The organism is Ferdinandcohnia sp. SAFN-114, assembly GCF_059415045.1.
Genome location: NZ_JBPFDQ010000045.1, coordinates 26,434 through 45,074, shown reverse-complemented (window position 1 = coordinate 45,074; position 18,641 = coordinate 26,434). Strand labels below are relative to the sequence as shown.

Sequence of the window (18,641 nt, the reverse complement as noted above, 5' to 3'; positions counted from 1 at the left end):
CCTTTAGGGGCTTCGTTGGTAAAGTGCCCTTATAGGGCGAAATCAAAACCGCCCGTTCTACGGGCGGATACTTACTTATTTTTGCACGTGAAATCAACGATAGTGATAATCCTGAACAGACACGTGCGCAAAAGATCGAAGAGTATCGCGAAAAATTTGCCAATCCATATGTAGCAGCAAGCCAAGGGATGGTGGACGACGTCATCGATCCTCGAGAAACAAGAATTAAAATCATCCAAGCCTTAGAAATGCTACGAAACAAAAAAGAAACTCGCCCTAATAAGAAGCATGGGAATATTCCGTTATAATTCAACAATTTGATTTTTGGAGATAATATGATAGGCTAAAATTATTAACTTATTCATTAACCTATTCATCTTGGAGGTACATAGTATGATTAATCAGGACAGACTTGTTAATGAGTTTTTAGAGCTCGTACAAGTAGACTCAGAAACAAAATTCGAAACAGAAATTGCGAAGGTTCTAAAAGATAAATTCACTGCGTTAGGTGTACACGTTGTAGAGGATGATACCACTAGCCAAACAGGACATGGTGCAGGGAATTTAATATGTACTCTTGAAGCCACAAAAAATGATGTGGATCCGATTTACTTTACTTCTCATATGGATACAGTTGTCCCTGGTAAAGGAATTAAACCTTCTATCAAGGATGGTTATATTGTTTCTGACGGAACAACGATTTTAGGCGCAGATGATAAAGCAGGTCTTGCTGCTATGTTTGAAGCAATCCGTGTTCTAAAAGAAAATCAAATTCCGCACGGTACAATCGAATTTATTATTACTGTAGGTGAGGAATCTGGTCTTGTCGGCGCTAAAGCATTAGACCGCTCGATGATTACTGCCAAATACGGATATGCACTTGATAGTGACGGAAAAGTTGGAGATATTGTTGTTGCTGCACCTACACAAGCTAAGGTAAGAGCAACAATCATCGGAAAAACAGCTCATGCAGGTGTCGCACCTGAAAAAGGTGTTTCTGCAATTACAATGGCAGCAAAAGCCATTGCCAAAATGCCTCTAGGACGAATCGATGAAGAAACGACTGCTAATATTGGGCGTTTTGAAGGGGGCACACAAACAAATATTGTTTGTGACCATGTTGAAATTTTAGCTGAGGCACGTTCTTTAGTGACAGAAAAGATGGAAGCACAAGTTCAGAAAATGAAAGCAGCTTTTGAATCTGTTGCAGCCGATATGGGTGGTAGAGCTGAGGTTGAAATTACGGTTATGTATCCAGGATTCAAATTTGCAGATGGGGACCATGTTGTCGAGGTTGCAAAACGAGCTGTAGCAAAAATTGGTCGTCAAAGCGCGCTCCAAAAAAGCGGTGGAGGCAGTGATGCCAATGTTATCGCAGGACATGGCATCCCTACTGTTAATCTTGCTGTAGGATATGAAGAAATTCACACAACAAATGAAAAAATGCCAGTAGAAGAACTAGTCAAAACTGCAGAACTTATCGTTGCGATTGTTGAAGAAGTTGCAAAATAACGTACTAAAAAAGTGGAATTCTCTCTTGGTTGAGGAGTTTCACTTTTTTATTTCCTTTCGATAATAGGTAAAGTATGATAGATATAGAACATAGATTGTTGTTAACATATTCAGCCAGGGTACAACCCTCCGGCTGACTAAAGTCAAAGCCTCCGGCGGATGCCACGATTTTTTCAGAGGAAGCTTTTCGATCTGAAAGAGCAAAGACTAAGAACGTCACATCCTGTGGCAACGTCTTTATGACCCACTTCCTGTGGGCCCGATAAATCGGACGCAAATAGGCCAAGGCGCATTAGGTAGAGGTGAGTGTTTGATGGTAGATCAAAAAGTCGTTGTATTTTCATCAGGGAATGAGGAATTTGGCATTCCTGTTTTAAAAGTCATTTCGATAGAAAGAGCTCAAAAGTTAAACGCTATTCCGCAAATGCCAACATTTTTGCTAGGTATGTTAACGATTCGGGATCAACTCATTCCGATTGTTGATGCAGGAATTATTTTATTTAATATACCAACAACCCATACAGATAAAACGAAGATTATCGTTACCCAAACAGATTCATTATCAGTAGGATTGCTTGTTGACGATGCGATAGAAATAATGAATATCCCCAAAACTGAATTGAAACAAATAAGTTTAACCTACCAGCTTTCCCCGTACATAACAGGAGTTGCGTCCCTTGAGAATCGATTGATTACTTTACTCGATGCGGATAATCTGTTTGATAGTCTTGAAGGATTTGATATGATTGAGGATCACATTCAAAGTCACCAATAGAATAGGTGGCTTTTTCTATGATAAACTATATTTATGGATTATTAGTAGGAAGTGCAAATCATGAAAGAAATGTATCCGAAAAATGGGAAGGTTATTTTACATGTGGACATGAATAGCTTCTATGCATCAGTCGAGGTTGCCTATGATCCTTCTTTACAGGGGAAGCCTTTAGCGATTGCAGGGAATGTCGAAGAGCGTAAAGGCATTATTGTCACCTGTAGCTATGAGGCTCGTGCTTTTGGAGTGAAAACAACGATGCCACTATGGGAGGCAAAACGAAAATGTCCAAACCTTATCGTTCGTAAACCAAACTTTGAACGCTACCGTAGAGCTTCATTGGCCATGTTCGATATCCTGCGCACATACACGGATTTAGTTGAACCAGTTTCAATTGACGAAGGCTATATGGATATAACGGGCTGTTATGAAAAGGGTTCGCCGATTGAAATTGCGTCTTCCATTCAAGAAACTTTACAAAAAACGCTTCTACTTCCTTGTAGCATTGGAATTGCACCAAATAAATTTCTAGCGAAAATGGCATCCGATATGAAAAAACCATTAGGAATCACTGTATTGCGGAAGCGGGATGTTCCAATTATTCTCTGGCCCATGCCAGTTGGAGAAATGCATGGAGTTGGTTCGAAAACTGCAGAAAAATTAGCGTCAATCAATATTCATACAATTGGAGACCTTGCTAAGGGCAATGATATTCAATTAAAGCAGTTATTAGGAATTAATGGGGAGCGGATTAAGCAAAGAGCAAACGGAATTGATAACCGACTTGTTGACCCTGATGCAATCTCAGAGTTCAAAAGCATCGGTAATTCGACAACATTACCATATGATTCAACAGATGAGGAAGAGCTTCTCGGTGTTATCAAAAGACTATCGAATTCTGTTGGAGCACGTATTAGAAGGAAGGATATGCTATCCAATAATGTCCAGTTAATGATTCGATATTCTGATCGAAAAACGGTAACAAGAAGTAGGAAACTAGATAATCCAATTGATCAGGATGAAGAGATTTATAAAGCAGCCAAGCGCTTGTGGACAAAACATTGGAACGGGGAACCCATTCGATTATTAGGTGTCACAGCCCAGGAACTTGTTGAGAAACAAGTGGCATTTAAACAACTTGATCTTTTTTCTTATGAGAAGGAAGCGAAAAAAGAACCCTTACTGAAAGTGATTGATGAATTAAAAGGGAAATACGGGAATGAGATTTTATCAAAAGGGGTTAAACTGCCTAAAGATAAGAAACCACGAGATAATGAACATGGAACGAGTTTTGAGAAAGACTTCTTGAGTGATTAAATAGTAGAGACCCGACTCATAGAGTCGGGTCTCTTTTTTCATTTTAGTCTTCAACTGGCCACCAGTGGAATCCATCTTCTGCCAATAGTTCATCAGACGCCTTAGGACCATTAGAACCAGATGGATAATTTGGGAATTCAGTTGCAATTTGGTTTTCCCAAACCTTTGAAATTGAGTCGACGTAGCGCCATGAAAGGGCCACTTCATCCCAGTGAGCAAAGTTTGTTGTATCACCCATCATACAGTCATAAATTAGCTTTTCATAAGCTTCAGGTGTGTTTATACCATCAATGCAGTTATTGCAATAATCAAGCTTAACAGGTAATGTCATTGTGTTTTGACCTGGTCTTTTTGCATTTAAATAAAGTGTAATACCTTCATCAGGCTGGATATTAATGACAAGCAGGTTAGGATTTTGTTGCTCATTTTCCTCTTTATAATATAAATCCATCGGAATGTCTTTGAATTGAACTACAATTTTTGTTGATTTTTTCTTCATTCTCTTACCGGTACGGATATAGAAAGGAACGCCTGCCCATCTAAAATTGTCGATTAGAAGTTTACCGGCAACAAATGTAGCAGTATTTGATGCTGGGTCTACTTTTTCCTCTTCTCGGTAACCAGGAACCTGTTTGCCATTTAACGTACCAGCATCGTATTGCCCTCTAACGAAGTATTTTTTTACATCCTCTTCTTCTAATGGGCGAAGGGCACGCAATACTTTTATTTTTTCACTACGAATCTCATCGGTATTTAATTTAATTGGCGGTTCCATCGCTAATAATGCAACCATTTGAAGCATATGGTTTTGTACCATATCTCGGAGAGCGCCTGATTTTTCATAATAGCCGCCGCGATCTTCTACTCCAAGTACTTCACTTGATGTGACTTGGATATTTGATATGTATCGATTATTCCAAAGTGGTTCGAAAATTGCATTTGCAAAGCGGATGACTTCAATATTTTGGACCATTTCTTTTCCTAAATAATGGTCGATTCGGTAAATTTCATCCTCTGAGAAAGCATGACGAAGCTTCTCATTCAATTGCTTTGCAGATGGCAGGTTATGTCCAAAAGGTTTTTCAATTACAAGTCTTGTATAACCTTCTGTATCCGTTAATTCTTCAGCTTTAATGTTGACTGCGATTGTCCCAAAAAACTCTGGAGCCATTGCTAAATAAAAGATCCTATTACCTTCTGTTTTGTAAGTTGAATCTAGTTTTTCAGCTAGGTTCTTTAATTCCTTATAAGAAGCACGATCATTCACATTAAACGGAAGGTAGTAAAAGTGTTTTGAGAACTTCTCGATATCCTCACGATTTTCCTCAAATCTTCCCGATACAGAATTTCTTACGTTTTGTTGGAATTCTTCATTCTCTAATGGGCGTCTTGCTACCCCGATAACCGCGAAATTGTCAGAGAGTTTTCCTTTCGTATAAAGGTTATATATAGAAGGGTAAAGCTTTCGATTTGCCAAATCACCTGTTGCTCCAAAAATAACCACGATTGATTTTGGTGCTGTATTTGTCATATAAATCCCCCACTTCTTAAAGCTTTAGTGATATTTATTTAATGTATACTTTTTTGTTTAGTAAATCAACTAATTCGTATGAATTTTTCAAACTCCTTTTAAAAGTATGCCTTAACCAGGGCTGGATATTCGAAAACGATTGTAAGTAGTCGTTGAAGTGGCTTATCTAGAGAACGAATGGGAGAATATGATATAGTAGTTAATGGAATATAAACGAAGACTATCATAAAAATTTTAAAATTATTTGGAGGATTTCTGAGTGGAAGTCGTATTTTTAGGAACAGGTGCAGGGGTACCCGCAAAAGAGCGGAATGTCACTTCAATTGCTTTACAATTGCTGGATGAACGTAGGGCCACCTGGTTGTTTGATTGTGGGGAAGCAACACAGCATCAAATCCTACATACATCTATAAAACCAGGGAAAATAGAAAAAATTTTTATCACTCATTTGCATGGTGACCATATTTTTGGTTTGCCGGGGTTATTAGGAAGTCGCTCCTTTCAAGGAGGAGAGTCCTTATTAACTATTTATGGCCCTAAGGGAATAAACGAATTTATTGAAACTTCTATAAAGGTAAGTACCACACATATTCGATATCCACTTGAAATCGTTGAAATTGAAGAAGGCGTAGTCTTTGAGGACGAACAATTTTGTGTTACTGCAAAAACATTAGAGCATGGGATTCAATCTTATGGGTATCGAATTGTAGAAAAAGACCTCCCAGGAACATTGCTTGTGGATAAGCTATCAAAAGAAGGAATTAAACCTGGGCCTATTTATCAAAAAATTAAAGAAGGACAAACAGTTATCCTAGAGGATGGACGTCAGATTAATGGAGAGGAATATATTGGTCCACCTAAGAAGGGACGTATAGTGACTATTTTAGGTGATACCCGTTATGTTAAGGAAAGTATTGAACTTGCAAAGGGTGCAGATATACTTATTCATGAAGCAACATTTAGTTCAAATGAAGCTGATTTAGCTCATGATTATTTTCACTCTACCACAACTCAGGCGGCGGATGTTGCCAAACAAGCGGAGGTCAAACAATTAATACTTACACATATAAGCTCTAGATATCAAGGTGATGATTGTCAGAAGCTTCTTGAGGAAGCTCAGCAAGTGTTTGAGCCGACTTATATGGCAGCAGATTTCTTAAGATACGATGTAAAATCAAACCAAACAAAAAATAAGGACAACTAGATTGGAGGTATATAACCATGAATACCGTTATTGAAACAATTATGAATCACCGTTCGATTCGTAAATTTGAAGAAAAAGTATTATCAGATGAACAAATTCGTACGATTGTTGAATGTGCCCAAGCAGCTTCAACATCTAGTTTTATCCAAGCCTATTCCATAATTGGCGTGAAAGATCCAGATAAAAAGAAGAAGCTCGCGGAAATCGTTGGTAACCAGGCTTATGTTGCCGAGAATGGTCATTTCTTTGTGTTTTGTGGAGATCTACATCGTCACCAGGTTATAAGCCAAATGGAGGAAAAGGACTTATCGACTTCATTGGAGAGTACAGAGAAATTTATGGTCGCTACAATAGATGCTGCATTGGCTGCTCAAAATGCAGTACTTGCAGCAGAATCAATGGGATTGGGTGCTTGCTATATTGGTGGACTGCGTAACAATCTAGACGAGGTTTGCAAACTCCTACATATCCCTAAATTTGTGATACCTCTTTTCGGAATTGCGGTGGGCTATCCAGCCCAAATGCCTGATAAAAAACCACGTCTTCCTTTCGAGCATATTTATCATGAAGGTGAATATAACCAGGATGAAGACTTATTTAAACAAGAGCTGCGTACCTACAACCAAACTATCTCAGCCTATTATCAAGCACGTACAAATGGGAAACGCTCAGATACATGGACAGGGCAGATGGCAAACATGCTTGAAAATCCAAAGCGGATGTATATGAAGGATTTTGTTAAAGGACAAGGCCTAAATCAAAAGTAAACCTAGGATAGAAAGGAGTCGGAATCCATGGATATCAAAATCAATCAAAAATTGATAAAGGAAATGTGTGGAACCGTCTCCTTTAAAAGAGGGGACGCTTTTTATCGAACAAACAAGGTTCTATTAACTGAATATGGATCAAATAAATGCAAGGCCATTGTTAAAGGAGCAGAGGACTTTCACGTAACAATTGAAAAAAATAGACAAGGAAAAGTAGTGACTACATGCAGTTGTCCATCCCTTGCTAATTTCGACAAGGAATGTCAGCATATTGCTGCCGTTTTGATTGCGATAAATGAACAGCAAAATCAAGAACCATTAGCTTTCGGTGAAATTCAAACTTCTACTAACGAAAAATTGACTAATGATTTCATGACATTATTTACAAATCGGCCGTTACGATCTAGTGGCCATCAGCTTCACTTTGAAAAAAGAGAAGTACTCAACGTTAGATTCATATGTAAGCCCGTTAAGGTTTCGAATGAGCAAGTCTTAATTGGATTGGAAATAGGAATTGAACAGGTAGGGGTACATGATATTCGTATTTTTCTTGAGAATATCAAACAAGGAAAGACTAGTTTGATATCTGAACAATTTTCATATGATCCAAATCTCCATTGTTTTTTATATGAAGTAGATACTCTACTTCACCAATTGATTAAAGTTACTGAGGATGAAAAAGTTTATTTTGAAGTAAACTCGTTAGATGATCTGGAAACTCGTGAAATATTGTTAATTCCGCCATCTTCCTGGAAAGTTCTCGTACCTTTATTATCTAAGTGCCCGTCTGTTTATATGGAAAACAAAGATAATACATATGAAGGCCTTCAAATCGAAGAGGGACCACCACCACTGCATTTTTCATTTGAAGAAGGGCAAGAAAGTGACTATCAATTAACCATCCAAGGATTTAACAGAATGATTATTTTAAAATCCTATCATATAGTGTTAAGTGAAGGACGGCTCTATCAAATTTCTGAACAAGATTGTGAGCGCTTATTTGATTTAAAGAACATGCTCGTAAATCCAGGTGCTAATCATATTCCAATTCCAAAGGAACAAACTCAATTTTTTCTAAAAACAATCGTACCCAGCTTGAAAAAAATTGGTGTCGTTCATATGTCTCAAGCCATTTCCAAAGAATTTTTGAAAACTCCACTTGTTGCTAAGCTTTACTTGGATCGACTTCGAAACAAACTGCTGGCAGGGCTTGAGTTTCACTATGAAAATACCATCATCCAACCTCTTGAGAATCGTGATATCCCAACAGGACCTATGGTAATTAGGGATATAGAAAAAGAGGATGAGATTTTAAGAATTATGGATGATAGCGGTCTTTCGAAGACGGAGGGTGGGTATTACATGCATAATGAGGAACTTGAATATGAGTTTTTGTATCATATCGTTCCAAAGTTGCAACCTCACTGTCAGATTTTTGCTACGACAGCTATTCGAAATCGCATTTTACCTAAAACTGAACATCCGAAAATAAGGGTGAAAATAAAAAAAGAACGTACAAATTGGCTTGAGTTTAAATTTGAGATGAAGGGCATTGCAGACCAAGAAATTCGTGAAATTTTAGGTGCCCTTGAGGAAAAACGTAAATATTACCGCTTGAAAAATGGTTCATTGCTCTCACTTGAAACGAGGGAGATGGAGGAAATTCAGCGATTTTTAAAGGCTGTTCCAATTCAGGACGATGATTTTGAAGCAACTTTAAACATGCCAATGATGGAAGCCTTACCTCTTTTGGATTCGTTCGATGACGATGAAATCTATACAGCAGAGGAATCATTCCGCCATTTTCTTGATTCCATTCGAAATCCTAGTCATTTGAGTATAGAAGTCCCTCATCATTTAGATACCATTTTACGAGATTATCAAAAGCAAGGCTTTAAATGGTTGAAAACTCTCGCAAGTTATGGATTTGGTGGTGTACTTGCGGATGATATGGGACTGGGTAAAACAGTACAGAGTATTGCTTTTATTGTTTCTGAGCTTCAAAAGATTCGGGAAAATAAGAAGCCCGTTCTCATTGTCTGCCCATCATCGTTAACATACAATTGGCTCCATGAAATCTTGAAATTTGCTCCTGAACTTCAAGCAATTGTAATTGATGGCAAAAAGGATGAGCGAAGAGCTCTACAAAAAGAATGTGAGGACATGGATGTTCTTATCACATCCTATCCGTTATTGAGACGTGATATTAAATGGTATGAGTCTATTAACTTCCATACCGTTTTCTTCGATGAGGCTCAAGCCTTTAAAAATCCAGTTACCCAAACTGCAAGAGCTGTTAAAAAACTAAAAGCAGATCATCGTTTTGGATTAACTGGAACACCGGTTGAAAATTCAATTGAAGAGCTTTGGTCCATTTACTATGTTGTTTTTCCACAGCTTTTTAAGGGGTTAAAGGAATATAGTCATCTATCAAGGAAAGATATCGCAAGAAAGGTTCGCCCATTTTTACTTCGTCGTGTGAAAGAAGACGTCCTTGCAGAGCTACCGGAGAAAATTGAAATCCTTGAATCATCTGAACTTTTACCAGAACAAAAGAAGCTTTACGCTGCCTATTTAGCGAAGCTTCGTCATGATACATTAAAGCATCTTGATAAAGATACTATACGAAAGAATCGGATACGAATCCTTGCTGGAATCACCAGACTAAGACAGATTTGTTGTCATCCTGCTTTATTTGTGGATGGTTATAAGGGGAGTTCTGCAAAATTTGAGCAACTTTTACAAATTATCGAGGAATCCAAACTTTCTGGAAGGAGAGTTTTGATTTTCTCACAATTTACGAAAATGCTTGGACTGATTGGTAGGGAATTATCTAGTAGGGGGTATACTTATTTCTATCTTGATGGACAAACACCTACAGAGGAACGAGTGGAATTATGTCAACGTTTTAATGTTGGAGAACGAGAACTCTTTTTAATTTCTTTAAAAGCAGGAGGAACGGGTCTGAATCTGACAGGAGCGGATACCGTCATTTTATATGACCTTTGGTGGAATCCAGCTGTCGAGGAACAGGCTGCTGACCGTGCCCACCGAATCGGTCAGAAAAAGGTAGTCCAAGTAATTAAGCTTTTTGCACGCGGCACAATCGAAGAAAAGATGAATGAATTACAGGAGAAAAAGCGTGACCTTATTACGGATCTTATTGATTCTGAGGAAAAAACGGCATTGACAGAAGAAGATATCCGGGAACTTCTCATGATATAACAAATCGACAAGGCAAAGGCACTTGTCGATTTTTTTGTTAATTATTATTACCATCCGCGTTCGTATTGTTTTGGACTATCAATTGAAACACCAAGCTCTTTTGCAGCCGTTCTTGGCCAATAAGGGTCGCGTAATAATTCTCGAGCAATAAATATTAAATTAGCCCGATTATTTTTTAATATCTCTTCAGCTTGAACAGCTTTGGTGATCAAACCAACTGCGCCAGTAGGGATATTGGCTTCATTGCGAATTTTATCTGCATAACCAACCTGGTAGCCTGGATATGCATCAATTTTTGCTGGAACAACAGCACCAGAGCTGACATCGATTAGATCCACACCTTGGTCTTTCATGCGTTTTGCATATTGTACATAATCGGTAGGAGTCAAACCACCTTCCGCATAATCATTTGCTGATACACGAACAAATAGTGGACCATCCCATACCTCTTGAACAGCTTCGATTACCTCTTCTAGGAAGCGATAGCGATTTTCGGGACTCCCGCCATATTCATCTTCACGTTTATTTGAAAGTGGAGATAAAAATTCATTTATCAAATAGCCGTGTGCCCCATGGATCTCAATAATATCAAAGCCAGCTTCTTTTGCGCGTCTTGCTCCATCCTTGAATGCAGCGATTGTTTCTTTTATTTCATTTATCGATAATTCCTTTGGTGTTTTGTAGCTTTCATTAAATCTAATGGCAGAAGGAGCAACAATATCTCCTGTTACTGTTGCTTTTCGTCCGGCATGGGCAATTTGAATGGATGTTTTTGAGCCATATGCTTTAATCATTTCAACTAGCTTTTTTAATCCTGGCACATGATCGTCGCTCCAAATACCTAAATCCTGTGGCGAGATTCTTCCTTGCGGGGTTACTGCGGTTGCCTCTACCATGATGAGCCCTACCTGACCAACAGCACGGCTAACATAATGGGTATAATGCCAATCCTGAAGCATCCCATCCTCATTGTGACTGGAATACATACACATCGGTGACATAACAATTCTATTTTTTAAGGTAACATTTTTAATTGTATAGGGTGAGAATAATCCTGATTCCATGTGATTTAAGCCTCCTATGTATTTCGTAATACTAAATATTATATCATTTTAGTTATGCATATTAAAAAAATAAGCATCGACTTTATCTCGTCGATGCCTTTCTTTATTTAACAGGGGCTTCAGCTAATTTCTTTCCTGTTTCTTTACTTATGAGTGCCACTTTCGTTGGCATGTATTTTTGATTTTGCTTATTAAATATATATCTTGTTTCGAGATAAGCGATTATGTCATAGTGGGCAATTCCGGAAACAGCCTGGATGGCAACAATTTCTTGCGGCTTCATTTTGGTTAATTTATCGAAACGATATCCCGAAGCTGGATCTACCCATGTCTCCATTTCTTGAAGTCGATCACGCAGTTCTTTTTTATCAGGAAAATCACGGTAGCGCTCTTCTGATAATGGAATGATTGCTTCCAGGCTATTTTGCTTATCTATAAATTCAATCTGATAATCGCCAGTGTATTTCATTGAATAACGCTTTTTTGCTTCATCAAACCATCCTGAAGAATTAGGGTCAGTATAGATTTCCTCCACTTTTTCACCTGTATAGCTTAGGACAGTTAGACCAGTGATACCGCCACTTCCGATTGAACGAAAATAGAGGAGAATATCCTGTTTCCCGTTTTGAATGACATCTGCAAACTGCATTTCAGCCAGCTGATATAAATCCTGTTTATTATGATAGGTTCCTAATTGGTCCCCATTGATTTTTAAAGACCATTCGTTCGCAAGGTTATATTGATTTTTTCGTGCGTAAAGCTCAATGATGTCCTTCTTACCATCACCGTCTAAATCAACATACTCTTTTTGAATAATTGTAAAAGGGCCATATTCAACATCGTTTTGCCCGGCAAGAGTTACACTGTGAAAGCCACTAAGAAGGCCTAAAAAAAGTAAAAAACGTATCAGTTTCACAAAATCACCTCTTTGGTAGGATAACCAAAAATTGAGAGGGATATAGGTGAAATGCCTTATTTTGTGTAAAAGTTTTCAGTGTAATAGGGGTGAGACTCCGTATTAAAGGCGACTCCCACACCTAAATATTTATATTCCTTTTTTAAAATATTTTCTCGATGTCCCATTGAGTTCATTAAACCTTCATGGGCAAAAATACTGCTAAATTGTCCATAAGCGAGATTTTCACCAGCAATGGTAAATAAAATTTCATCCTCAATCATTCGATCAAACGGAGACTGTCCTTGTAAATTAGTATGGCTAAAATAATCATTTTTCGCCATATCTAAGCTATGCTTTCGAGCCGTTTCCTTCACATGATCATCCCAAGATAGAACGCCTAGTCCATGATTTACTCTAGATGCATTTGTTAGGTCAAATAATTGATATTCGAACCCTTCTTTCAACTGATCACTTGCATCTGTGTAAAAATCGGCTCTTTTTTGCTCTAGAGCTTTTGAAACAATTTGAATCGAGGTCACCGTGTTATTCTGATGTTTATCATAAAAAAGGGTGACATAGGTGTTATCTATGTGGAAGACATCATAGTCCCGGTCCTGTTGAAATTCATAGTACACAAATCCTTTTTGAATTCGCGTCATTGGTTCCCCCAGTAGATTAAGTGCTTCCTGTTTTTGTGTTCCATACTTGATTCCTTTTGTCGATGAGATGAGGTCCTGATTTGTGTATAAACCTACAACTTTATTCTCCGAGTCAAAAGCCACCAACATAAAATTTTGATAGTTTTCATGATACGTATACCAGTTCGTTCCATATTCATTTAAAGACACTCGTTTTGGATCCCCAAGTTTTGCTTCTACTTTCTGTTTGCTTTCCCCAAGCTCGATATTGTGAATTGAAAAGGCCTGTTTACTTGGTGTATCTAATTCTGGTTTCTTCACTTTATTTTTGTCGATAATCGAATTTTCTGGTGCCTTTTCTTCAAAGGTTTGCCATAATGTTTCGATATATTGTATGCCTTCGTTCAGTTTGTTCTTTATATTTGCAAGTTCTTCAGATTCAGATACTCTGTCGATTTCAGTTGTAATAGTATTTAAAACTGATTGATTATCAGTTTTTGCAGCTAGTTTATCTAATACTGTCCAACCGGCGTATAGGAAAAATAAAAAAGATATAAATAGAAGAATTCTCCTCATAAGTCAACCTCCATCCCTAAGATTCATTTTATCCAATTTTTTTCGAAACGATAAGGGATTTAAGATGAAAAAGGAAAAAGGGGACTATTGCCCCTTAAGTTGTAGTATTATTTTTTCCAATCCATGTAAAATAAAGCAAAATGGAAATTAACACAGATAGTGCAGAGGCGATGTAAATGGATTGGTATCCTAATAAATAGGCGATTTGACCAAAAGCAATCGCACCAATCCCCACTCCTAAATCAAAAGAAGAAAAAAAGGTTGCGTTTGCCATCCCTTTTCGATTGTCAGGAGCCGTTTGTACAGCCCATGCTTGTAAGGCAGGCTGCAATGCACCGAAACCTAAACCGTACATAAAAGCCGCTATGTAAAGGACAAGACTACTAGGTAACCAGGCTAATAGTAACATAGCTAATACAATTGAAAAAGCACCTGGTACAAACACGGCACGATGTCCCTTCTGATCATAAAGGCGGCCAGCAAAGGTTCGGGAAATCATTAGAGCAACTGCAAATAAAAGAAAATACCATTCAATCCCGGATATTCCCTTTTGTACAGTATATAAAGGTAAAAAGGCTGCAATTCCTCCAAATGAAACAGTTATAAAGAATAATAGAATCGAAGGAGGGAGCGCAGTTTCTTCATAGAAGTCCCATTTTTTAGGTTTTTCTTTTACTGGTTCAGTTTTTTTATAGTGGATTCTAGATGATAGGATGAGTGCGACTAAACCTAAAATGGCGCAAATGGAAAAGAGTTTTGTATAGGATATTGTACCAGCAAGTGTAAGGCCTAACGAAGGACCAAAAGCTAGTGCGATATTTCCGAATAGACCAAAATAGCCCATTCCTTCACCACGTCTTTTGGCAGGAATTAAGTCTGTTGCGATGGTTCCCGAAGCGGTTGTTGAAAAGCCCCAGCCAATCCCTTGAACCATTCGAAATAAAAATAATAAGAGTAAGCTTGAAATGATTCCATAGGTGCCAACAGATAGGACGAAAATGGCAAGACCAAGTAAGTATACGAAGCGTCGTCCTCTTATTTCTAGTTGATGGCCAGCAAAGGGTCTGATTAACAGTGCGGAAAAGGTAAAAATTCCAACGACTAATCCAATGAGCTGTTCATTACCTCCAAGATGTTCTACAAATAGTGGGATTGTCGGCAAAGTCATCTGAAAGCCGAGAAAAATAAAGAAGTTTGATATGCAGATTAGGGTAAAATCGCGGGTCCAAATTTTTTCTGTAGTCGTACTTAGTTGTGGTGGTGTCTCTTTTATAAGTGGTGCACTCATAGAATCTCCCCATCATGATTTATTTCGGTACTCTAAATAAAGTATATCAAAAATGTCAGTAAAATCCTACCAAAAGTAAATGACTTTTTCTTTGCTGGTAAGATCCTACTGACGTTGAAACATACATCTAGTTCTTTTCCGAAACAGATTGGAGCATAGCCTCACCAAGTTCTGCAGAGCGAGCGGTAGCACGCTTTATGCAAGAAACCATTGCTTGTTGGTAGTTAAATTGCTCCAATACTTTTATACCGGCTTCGGTTGTGCCGCCTGGACTTGTTACTTCTTTTCGTAAGAGGGCAGGTGGCTTTGGTGAACTTTTTAGCATTTCTGCTGCACCAATAATCGTTTGAAGGATTAATTCCTTAGCAATTGCTTTTTCAAGACCGATATCATCAGCTGCTTTTTCCATTGCTTCCACTAAATAATATACATATGCAGGACCACTTCCAGAAAGCCCCGTGACTGCATGAAGATCTTTTTCTGCGACCGTTGTAACAATCCCAATTGTTTCAAATAATTGTCGTGCAATGAGTAAATGGTCTTCGTTTGCGTACATTCCCACAGATAAGGCAGTAGCTGATTTTCCAATAGTTGCAGATGTATTTGGCATAGCGCGGACTACGGCAACTTCTTTGTTTAATAAGTCGGTGATGGTTGTAGTCGATACTCCCGCTAAGACAGAGATGATGAGTTGGTTCTCATTGACGTGATCCTTAATTGCTAAAACAGCTTCCGCAACGTCCTTAGGCTTTATCGCTAGGAGGATGACTCCAGCATTTTCAATTGTTTCTTGTTTGTTTTGACTTATGGTTACACCATATTCTTTGTTTAGATCTTCTAATCGTGCATAATTGGAGCGATTTATTACAGAAATTTGATTGGGTAAGAAGAGCTCCTTTTGTAGCATTCCAGAAATCATTGCCTCAGCCATTGATCCGGCTCCAACAAACACGATATTTTGTCTCATTTCCATAACTATCCCTCCGTAATTAATAACGTGCATTGAAAAATAAAAGCTATTTTTCTGCTTATAGATCTAGGGTGATTTCCGCTCCTGGTACTAGCTTGGCTCGCTATTCCCGCAGGACGTTGAATTGCTTCCTCGAAACTACATCGCACGAAGAAAATGCAAGCATTTTCGAGGATCTCGTACCATCCATCCACTGAAGTCACTGGATGTATAATAATATTCTGATCTAAGAGCAATAAAAAAGTTTACGAATAAAGCCAAATAAAAAGACCTACTCCATCCTTGTCAAAGGACGGAATAGGTCTGCTATCCGCGGTACCACCTTACTTAACATCTTGAAAAACTAATTTTTTCGATGTTCCACTCGAACCCGTATCGTGGGGGAGACGGTTAGGTTTTCCTAACAGCTCATAGGTAGGTTCAATCAAGAAGTGGGCTATGAGATCTTTCAGCCGGTGGATCTCATTCTCTTATTGCCATTACATGATTTACTAGTCCTAATCATTGCTTTACGAAATTTATATTAATGGTCATTATGAACTGATTTTATCTGGATGTCAATACCTTCTTTTTGTAAAACGAGCCTAATTTCGGTTACATAATAGAGAAGTTATTCGAATATAATGACAAAATCAGATGAAAAAGGTAAACTAAAACTGGATAAATGTAACGATTTTATTGATATAGCACAAAGGAGATTTCTTATCTATGAATAAACTTAAAACGACCAAGGATGTTTTTAAAATAACCCTGCCAACACCTTTTGCTGTCGGAGATGTAAATGTGTATGTTGTGAAGGGAGAAGCTTTAACATTAATAGATGCTGGTGCAAAAACGGAGGAAGCGTGGCAATCTTTTATTGAGCAGTTTGCTCAGTTAGGCTATACACCATCAGATATTGACCAAATTGTGATTACTCATCATCACCCGGACCATGTAGGGCTTCTCGATTATTTTAATAAAGATATCCCGATTATTGGTCACCCCAAAAGTCAGCCATGGATTAGTCAGGATAAGCAATTCTTTGTAGAGAATGAACCGTTTTATAAAGAGTTATTCCTTCAATTAGGTCTTGATCCCGCATTTATCAACTTAATCGATATGGATGAAGAACTTGCATATTCTTGTTGTAGATCTCTTACAAAAACGATAGAAGAAGGAGATCTCATCGAAGGTATGACAGGCTTTAAAGTGTTAGAAACGCCAGGACACGCACAAAGCCATATTGTTTTGTACCGCGAAGAGGATGGAATGCTTATTGCAGGAGATACTCTCTTAGCTAAAATCTCACCAAATCCCTTGCTTGAACCACCACAATTTGGTGAAACAGCTAGACCGAGACCATTAATCCAGTACAATAATTCTTTACGGAAACTTCTATCACTTGACATGTCTAAGGTTGTAACGGGGCATGGAGCTGATATTATGAATCCTCATGAGCTTATTCAAAAGAGATTTGTCTCACAAAAAGAACGTGCATATCACGTTCTACAAATGATTAAGGAAAAGCCAATGACTGCCTTTGAGGTGTGTACTAAGTTATTCCCAAAAGTATATTTAAAGCAACCTCTCTTTACGGTATCTGAAACAGTTGGACAGCTTGACTACCTTGAAGAAATTGGTGAAATTACGATAGAAGTCGTGAACGGACAACATATATATCACGCCAATTAACTTTATTCAATAGGATTCCTCAACATGTGGTTAGTTAAATACTTGTATTAGTATATTATATAAGTAGGTAGTTCTTAATCCTGATTGAATAAAGTTAAGCCTCCAGCGGGTGTCCCGATTTTTTAAATGAAATTATACAATCCGTAAGATCAAAGACTATGAACGCCACATCCTGTGGCAACGTCTTTATGACCCACTTCCTGTGGGCCTAAAAATGTGGCGCAAATACGCCGAGGCACATTTGATTAATTTTGAGGTGAAAAAGGCAGAATGAATTCTAGACTTAAAGGAAAGAAAATTGTGATTACTGGGGCTTCGAGCGGGATTGGCGAAAAAATTGCCTACCTTGTTGCAGAGCAAGGCGCATATCCAATCCTTTTAGCCCGGAGCTATGATCAGTTAGAAAAAATAGCTCAAAACATTAAAGAAAAATACCATATCGACTGCTTATTTTATAAGCTAGATGTTCGTGATACAGAAAATGTAAAAGATGTCTTTGAGGACATATTACGCAATGTAGATACGATTGATGTGCTTGTTAATAATGCTGGCTTTGGTGTGTTTGCCAATGTTGTGGATGCACAAATAGAGCAGATGAAAGCAATGTTTGAGGTTAATGTATTTGGACTCATTTCATGTACAAAGATGGTTTTACCCACAATGATCCAGCAAAGCTCAGGCCATATTATTAATATCGCATCACAGGCCGGGAAAATTGCGACACCAAAATCAAGTGTTTATTCGGCTACAAAACATGCGGTACTTGGGTTTACGAATAGCCTTCGGATGGAGCTTTCAAGTACAAATATCCATGTAACAGCTGTAAATCCAGGTCCGATTCGGACGCGTTTTTTTGACATTGCCGATGAGTCTGGTACATATGCGAAAAGTGTAAATCGGTTTATGCTTGATCCCGATTTCGTCGCTTCTAAAATTGTAAATGCCATGCTGACTCCCAAACGGGAAATTAATCTGCCAGGCTGGATGAATGCGGGAAGTGTATTTTATACCTTGTTTCCTCGACTCGTTGAAAAAGTAGGCGGCAAAGCGTTTTTTAAAAAATAAGTATCATTCATACTCCTTTTATTAGGGGTATTTTTTTGCTTTCACACTTAAAAGTTAATTGAATCTTATTCCTTGACGTATAATTTAGATAATGAGTAAATTACATTAAACACATTGAGTTACTATGTTTTAATATATGT

14 protein-coding genes and 1 pseudogene are annotated in these 18,641 nt (G+C 38.0%); 9 read left to right on the top strand and 6 right to left on the bottom strand.

The window, feature by feature from the left end; genetic code table 11:
- Positions 1-71: 71 nt before the first annotated feature.
- The 4 genes and pseudogenes from ACR65M_RS15335 to ACR65M_RS15320 all read left to right on the top strand — a co-directional run.
- Positions 72-308 (top strand): annotated as a pseudogene (locus tag ACR65M_RS15335) (carboxyl transferase domain-containing protein); the annotation flags it as partial.
- An 85-nt stretch (positions 309-393) separates the two neighbouring features.
- A complete protein-coding gene (locus ACR65M_RS15330; RefSeq protein WP_341330941.1) occupies positions 394-1,512 on the top strand; it encodes a tripeptidase T in 1,119 nt (372 codons plus the stop codon).
- Positions 1,513-1,825: 313 nt separating this feature from the next.
- The gene (locus ACR65M_RS15325; RefSeq protein WP_440273734.1) at positions 1,826-2,287 is read left to right on the top strand and encodes a chemotaxis protein CheW; all 462 of its coding nucleotides are present in this window, start codon (positions 1,826-1,828) and stop codon (positions 2,285-2,287) included.
- Positions 2,288-2,347: 60 nt separating this feature from the next.
- Entirely contained in the window at positions 2,348-3,601 is a 1,254-nt protein-coding gene (locus tag ACR65M_RS15320; protein WP_440273733.1) for a DNA polymerase IV, read from the top strand.
- 43 nt (positions 3,602-3,644) lie between these two features.
- On the opposite strand, the gene zwf is transcribed toward ACR65M_RS15320, so the two are convergent.
- Positions 3,645-5,132, bottom strand: coding sequence for a glucose-6-phosphate dehydrogenase (zwf, locus tag ACR65M_RS15315; RefSeq protein WP_341330944.1), 1,488 nt, complete (start codon positions 5,130-5,132; stop codon positions 3,645-3,647).
- A gap of 259 nt (positions 5,133-5,391) precedes the next feature.
- On the opposite strand from zwf, the gene rnz reads away from it, so the two are divergent.
- The 3 genes from rnz to ACR65M_RS15300 are packed head-to-tail and all read left to right on the top strand — an operon-like array spanning position 5,392 to position 10,328.
- A complete protein-coding gene (gene rnz / locus ACR65M_RS15310; RefSeq protein WP_440273732.1) occupies positions 5,392-6,336 on the top strand; it encodes a ribonuclease Z in 945 nt (314 codons plus the stop codon).
- A 17-nt stretch (positions 6,337-6,353) separates the two neighbouring features.
- Entirely contained in the window at positions 6,354-7,103 is a 750-nt protein-coding gene (gene nfsA / locus ACR65M_RS15305; protein ID WP_440273731.1) for an oxygen-insensitive NADPH nitroreductase, read from the top strand.
- A 27-nt stretch (positions 7,104-7,130) separates the two neighbouring features.
- Entirely contained in the window at positions 7,131-10,328 is a 3,198-nt protein-coding gene (locus tag ACR65M_RS15300; protein ID WP_440273730.1) for an SNF2 helicase associated domain-containing protein, read from the top strand.
- A gap of 47 nt (positions 10,329-10,375) precedes the next feature.
- On the opposite strand, the gene namA is transcribed toward ACR65M_RS15300, so the two are convergent.
- The 5 genes from namA to proI all read right to left on the bottom strand — a co-directional run bounded on the left by namA (position 10,376) and on the right by proI (position 15,765).
- Positions 10,376-11,392: an NADPH dehydrogenase NamA gene (gene namA / locus ACR65M_RS15295; RefSeq protein WP_440273729.1), complete on the bottom strand. Its 1,017-nt coding sequence runs from the start codon at positions 11,390-11,392 to the stop codon at positions 10,376-10,378.
- Between the two features lie 103 nt (positions 11,393-11,495).
- Positions 11,496-12,308, bottom strand: a complete 813-nt coding sequence (locus tag ACR65M_RS15290; protein ID WP_341330949.1) for a YybI family spore inner coat protein — start codon at positions 12,306-12,308, stop codon at positions 11,496-11,498.
- 56 nt (positions 12,309-12,364) lie between these two features.
- The gene (locus tag ACR65M_RS15285; RefSeq protein WP_440273728.1) at positions 12,365-13,504 is read right to left on the bottom strand and encodes a CAP domain-containing protein; all 1,140 of its coding nucleotides are present in this window, start codon (positions 13,502-13,504) and stop codon (positions 12,365-12,367) included.
- 94 nt (positions 13,505-13,598) lie between these two features.
- Complete coding sequence (locus ACR65M_RS15280) at positions 13,599-14,792, bottom strand: MFS transporter (protein ID WP_440273727.1); 1,194 nt, start codon at positions 14,790-14,792, stop codon at positions 13,599-13,601.
- Positions 14,793-14,919: 127 nt separating this feature from the next.
- Positions 14,920-15,765 carry a pyrroline-5-carboxylate reductase ProI gene (gene proI, locus ACR65M_RS15275; RefSeq protein WP_440273726.1) on the bottom strand — a complete coding sequence of 282 codons (846 nt, stop codon included), beginning with the start codon at positions 15,763-15,765 and terminating at the stop codon, positions 14,920-14,922.
- A gap of 705 nt (positions 15,766-16,470) precedes the next feature.
- On the opposite strand from proI, the gene ACR65M_RS15270 reads away from it, so the two are divergent.
- Positions 16,471-17,436: an MBL fold metallo-hydrolase gene (locus ACR65M_RS15270; protein ID WP_440273725.1), complete on the top strand. Its 966-nt coding sequence runs from the start codon at positions 16,471-16,473 to the stop codon at positions 17,434-17,436.
- 270 nt (positions 17,437-17,706) lie between these two features.
- Positions 17,707-18,501 (top strand): SDR family NAD(P)-dependent oxidoreductase, encoded by a 795-nt coding sequence (locus ACR65M_RS15265; protein ID WP_341330954.1) that lies wholly within the window; start codon positions 17,707-17,709, stop codon positions 18,499-18,501.
- Positions 18,502-18,641: the final 140 nt, after the last annotated feature.

Coding starts and splice junctions, on each gene's coding strand:
- ACR65M_RS15330 (WP_341330941.1), top strand. CDS start 394: ATGATTAATCAGGACAGACTTGTTAATGAGTTTTTAGAGCTCGTACAA.
- ACR65M_RS15325 (WP_440273734.1), top strand. CDS start 1,826: ATGGTAGATCAAAAAGTCGTTGTATTTTCATCAGGGAATGAGGAATTT.
- ACR65M_RS15320 (WP_440273733.1), top strand. CDS start 2,348: ATGAAAGAAATGTATCCGAAAAATGGGAAGGTTATTTTACATGTGGAC.
- zwf (WP_341330944.1), bottom strand. CDS start 5,132: ATGACAAATACAGCACCAAAATCAATCGTGGTTATTTTTGGAGCAACA.
- nfsA (WP_440273731.1), top strand. CDS start 6,354: ATGAATACCGTTATTGAAACAATTATGAATCACCGTTCGATTCGTAAA.
- ACR65M_RS15300 (WP_440273730.1), top strand. CDS start 7,131: ATGGATATCAAAATCAATCAAAAATTGATAAAGGAAATGTGTGGAACC.
- namA (WP_440273729.1), bottom strand. CDS start 11,392: ATGGAATCAGGATTATTCTCACCCTATACAATTAAAAATGTTACCTTA.
- ACR65M_RS15285 (WP_440273728.1), bottom strand. CDS start 13,504: ATGAGGAGAATTCTTCTATTTATATCTTTTTTATTTTTCCTATACGCC.
- ACR65M_RS15280 (WP_440273727.1), bottom strand. CDS start 14,792: ATGAGTGCACCACTTATAAAAGAGACACCACCACAACTAAGTACGACT.
- proI (WP_440273726.1), bottom strand. CDS start 15,765: ATGGAAATGAGACAAAATATCGTGTTTGTTGGAGCCGGATCAATGGCT.
- ACR65M_RS15270 (WP_440273725.1), top strand. CDS start 16,471: ATGAATAAACTTAAAACGACCAAGGATGTTTTTAAAATAACCCTGCCA.
- ACR65M_RS15265 (WP_341330954.1), top strand. CDS start 17,707: ATGAATTCTAGACTTAAAGGAAAGAAAATTGTGATTACTGGGGCTTCG.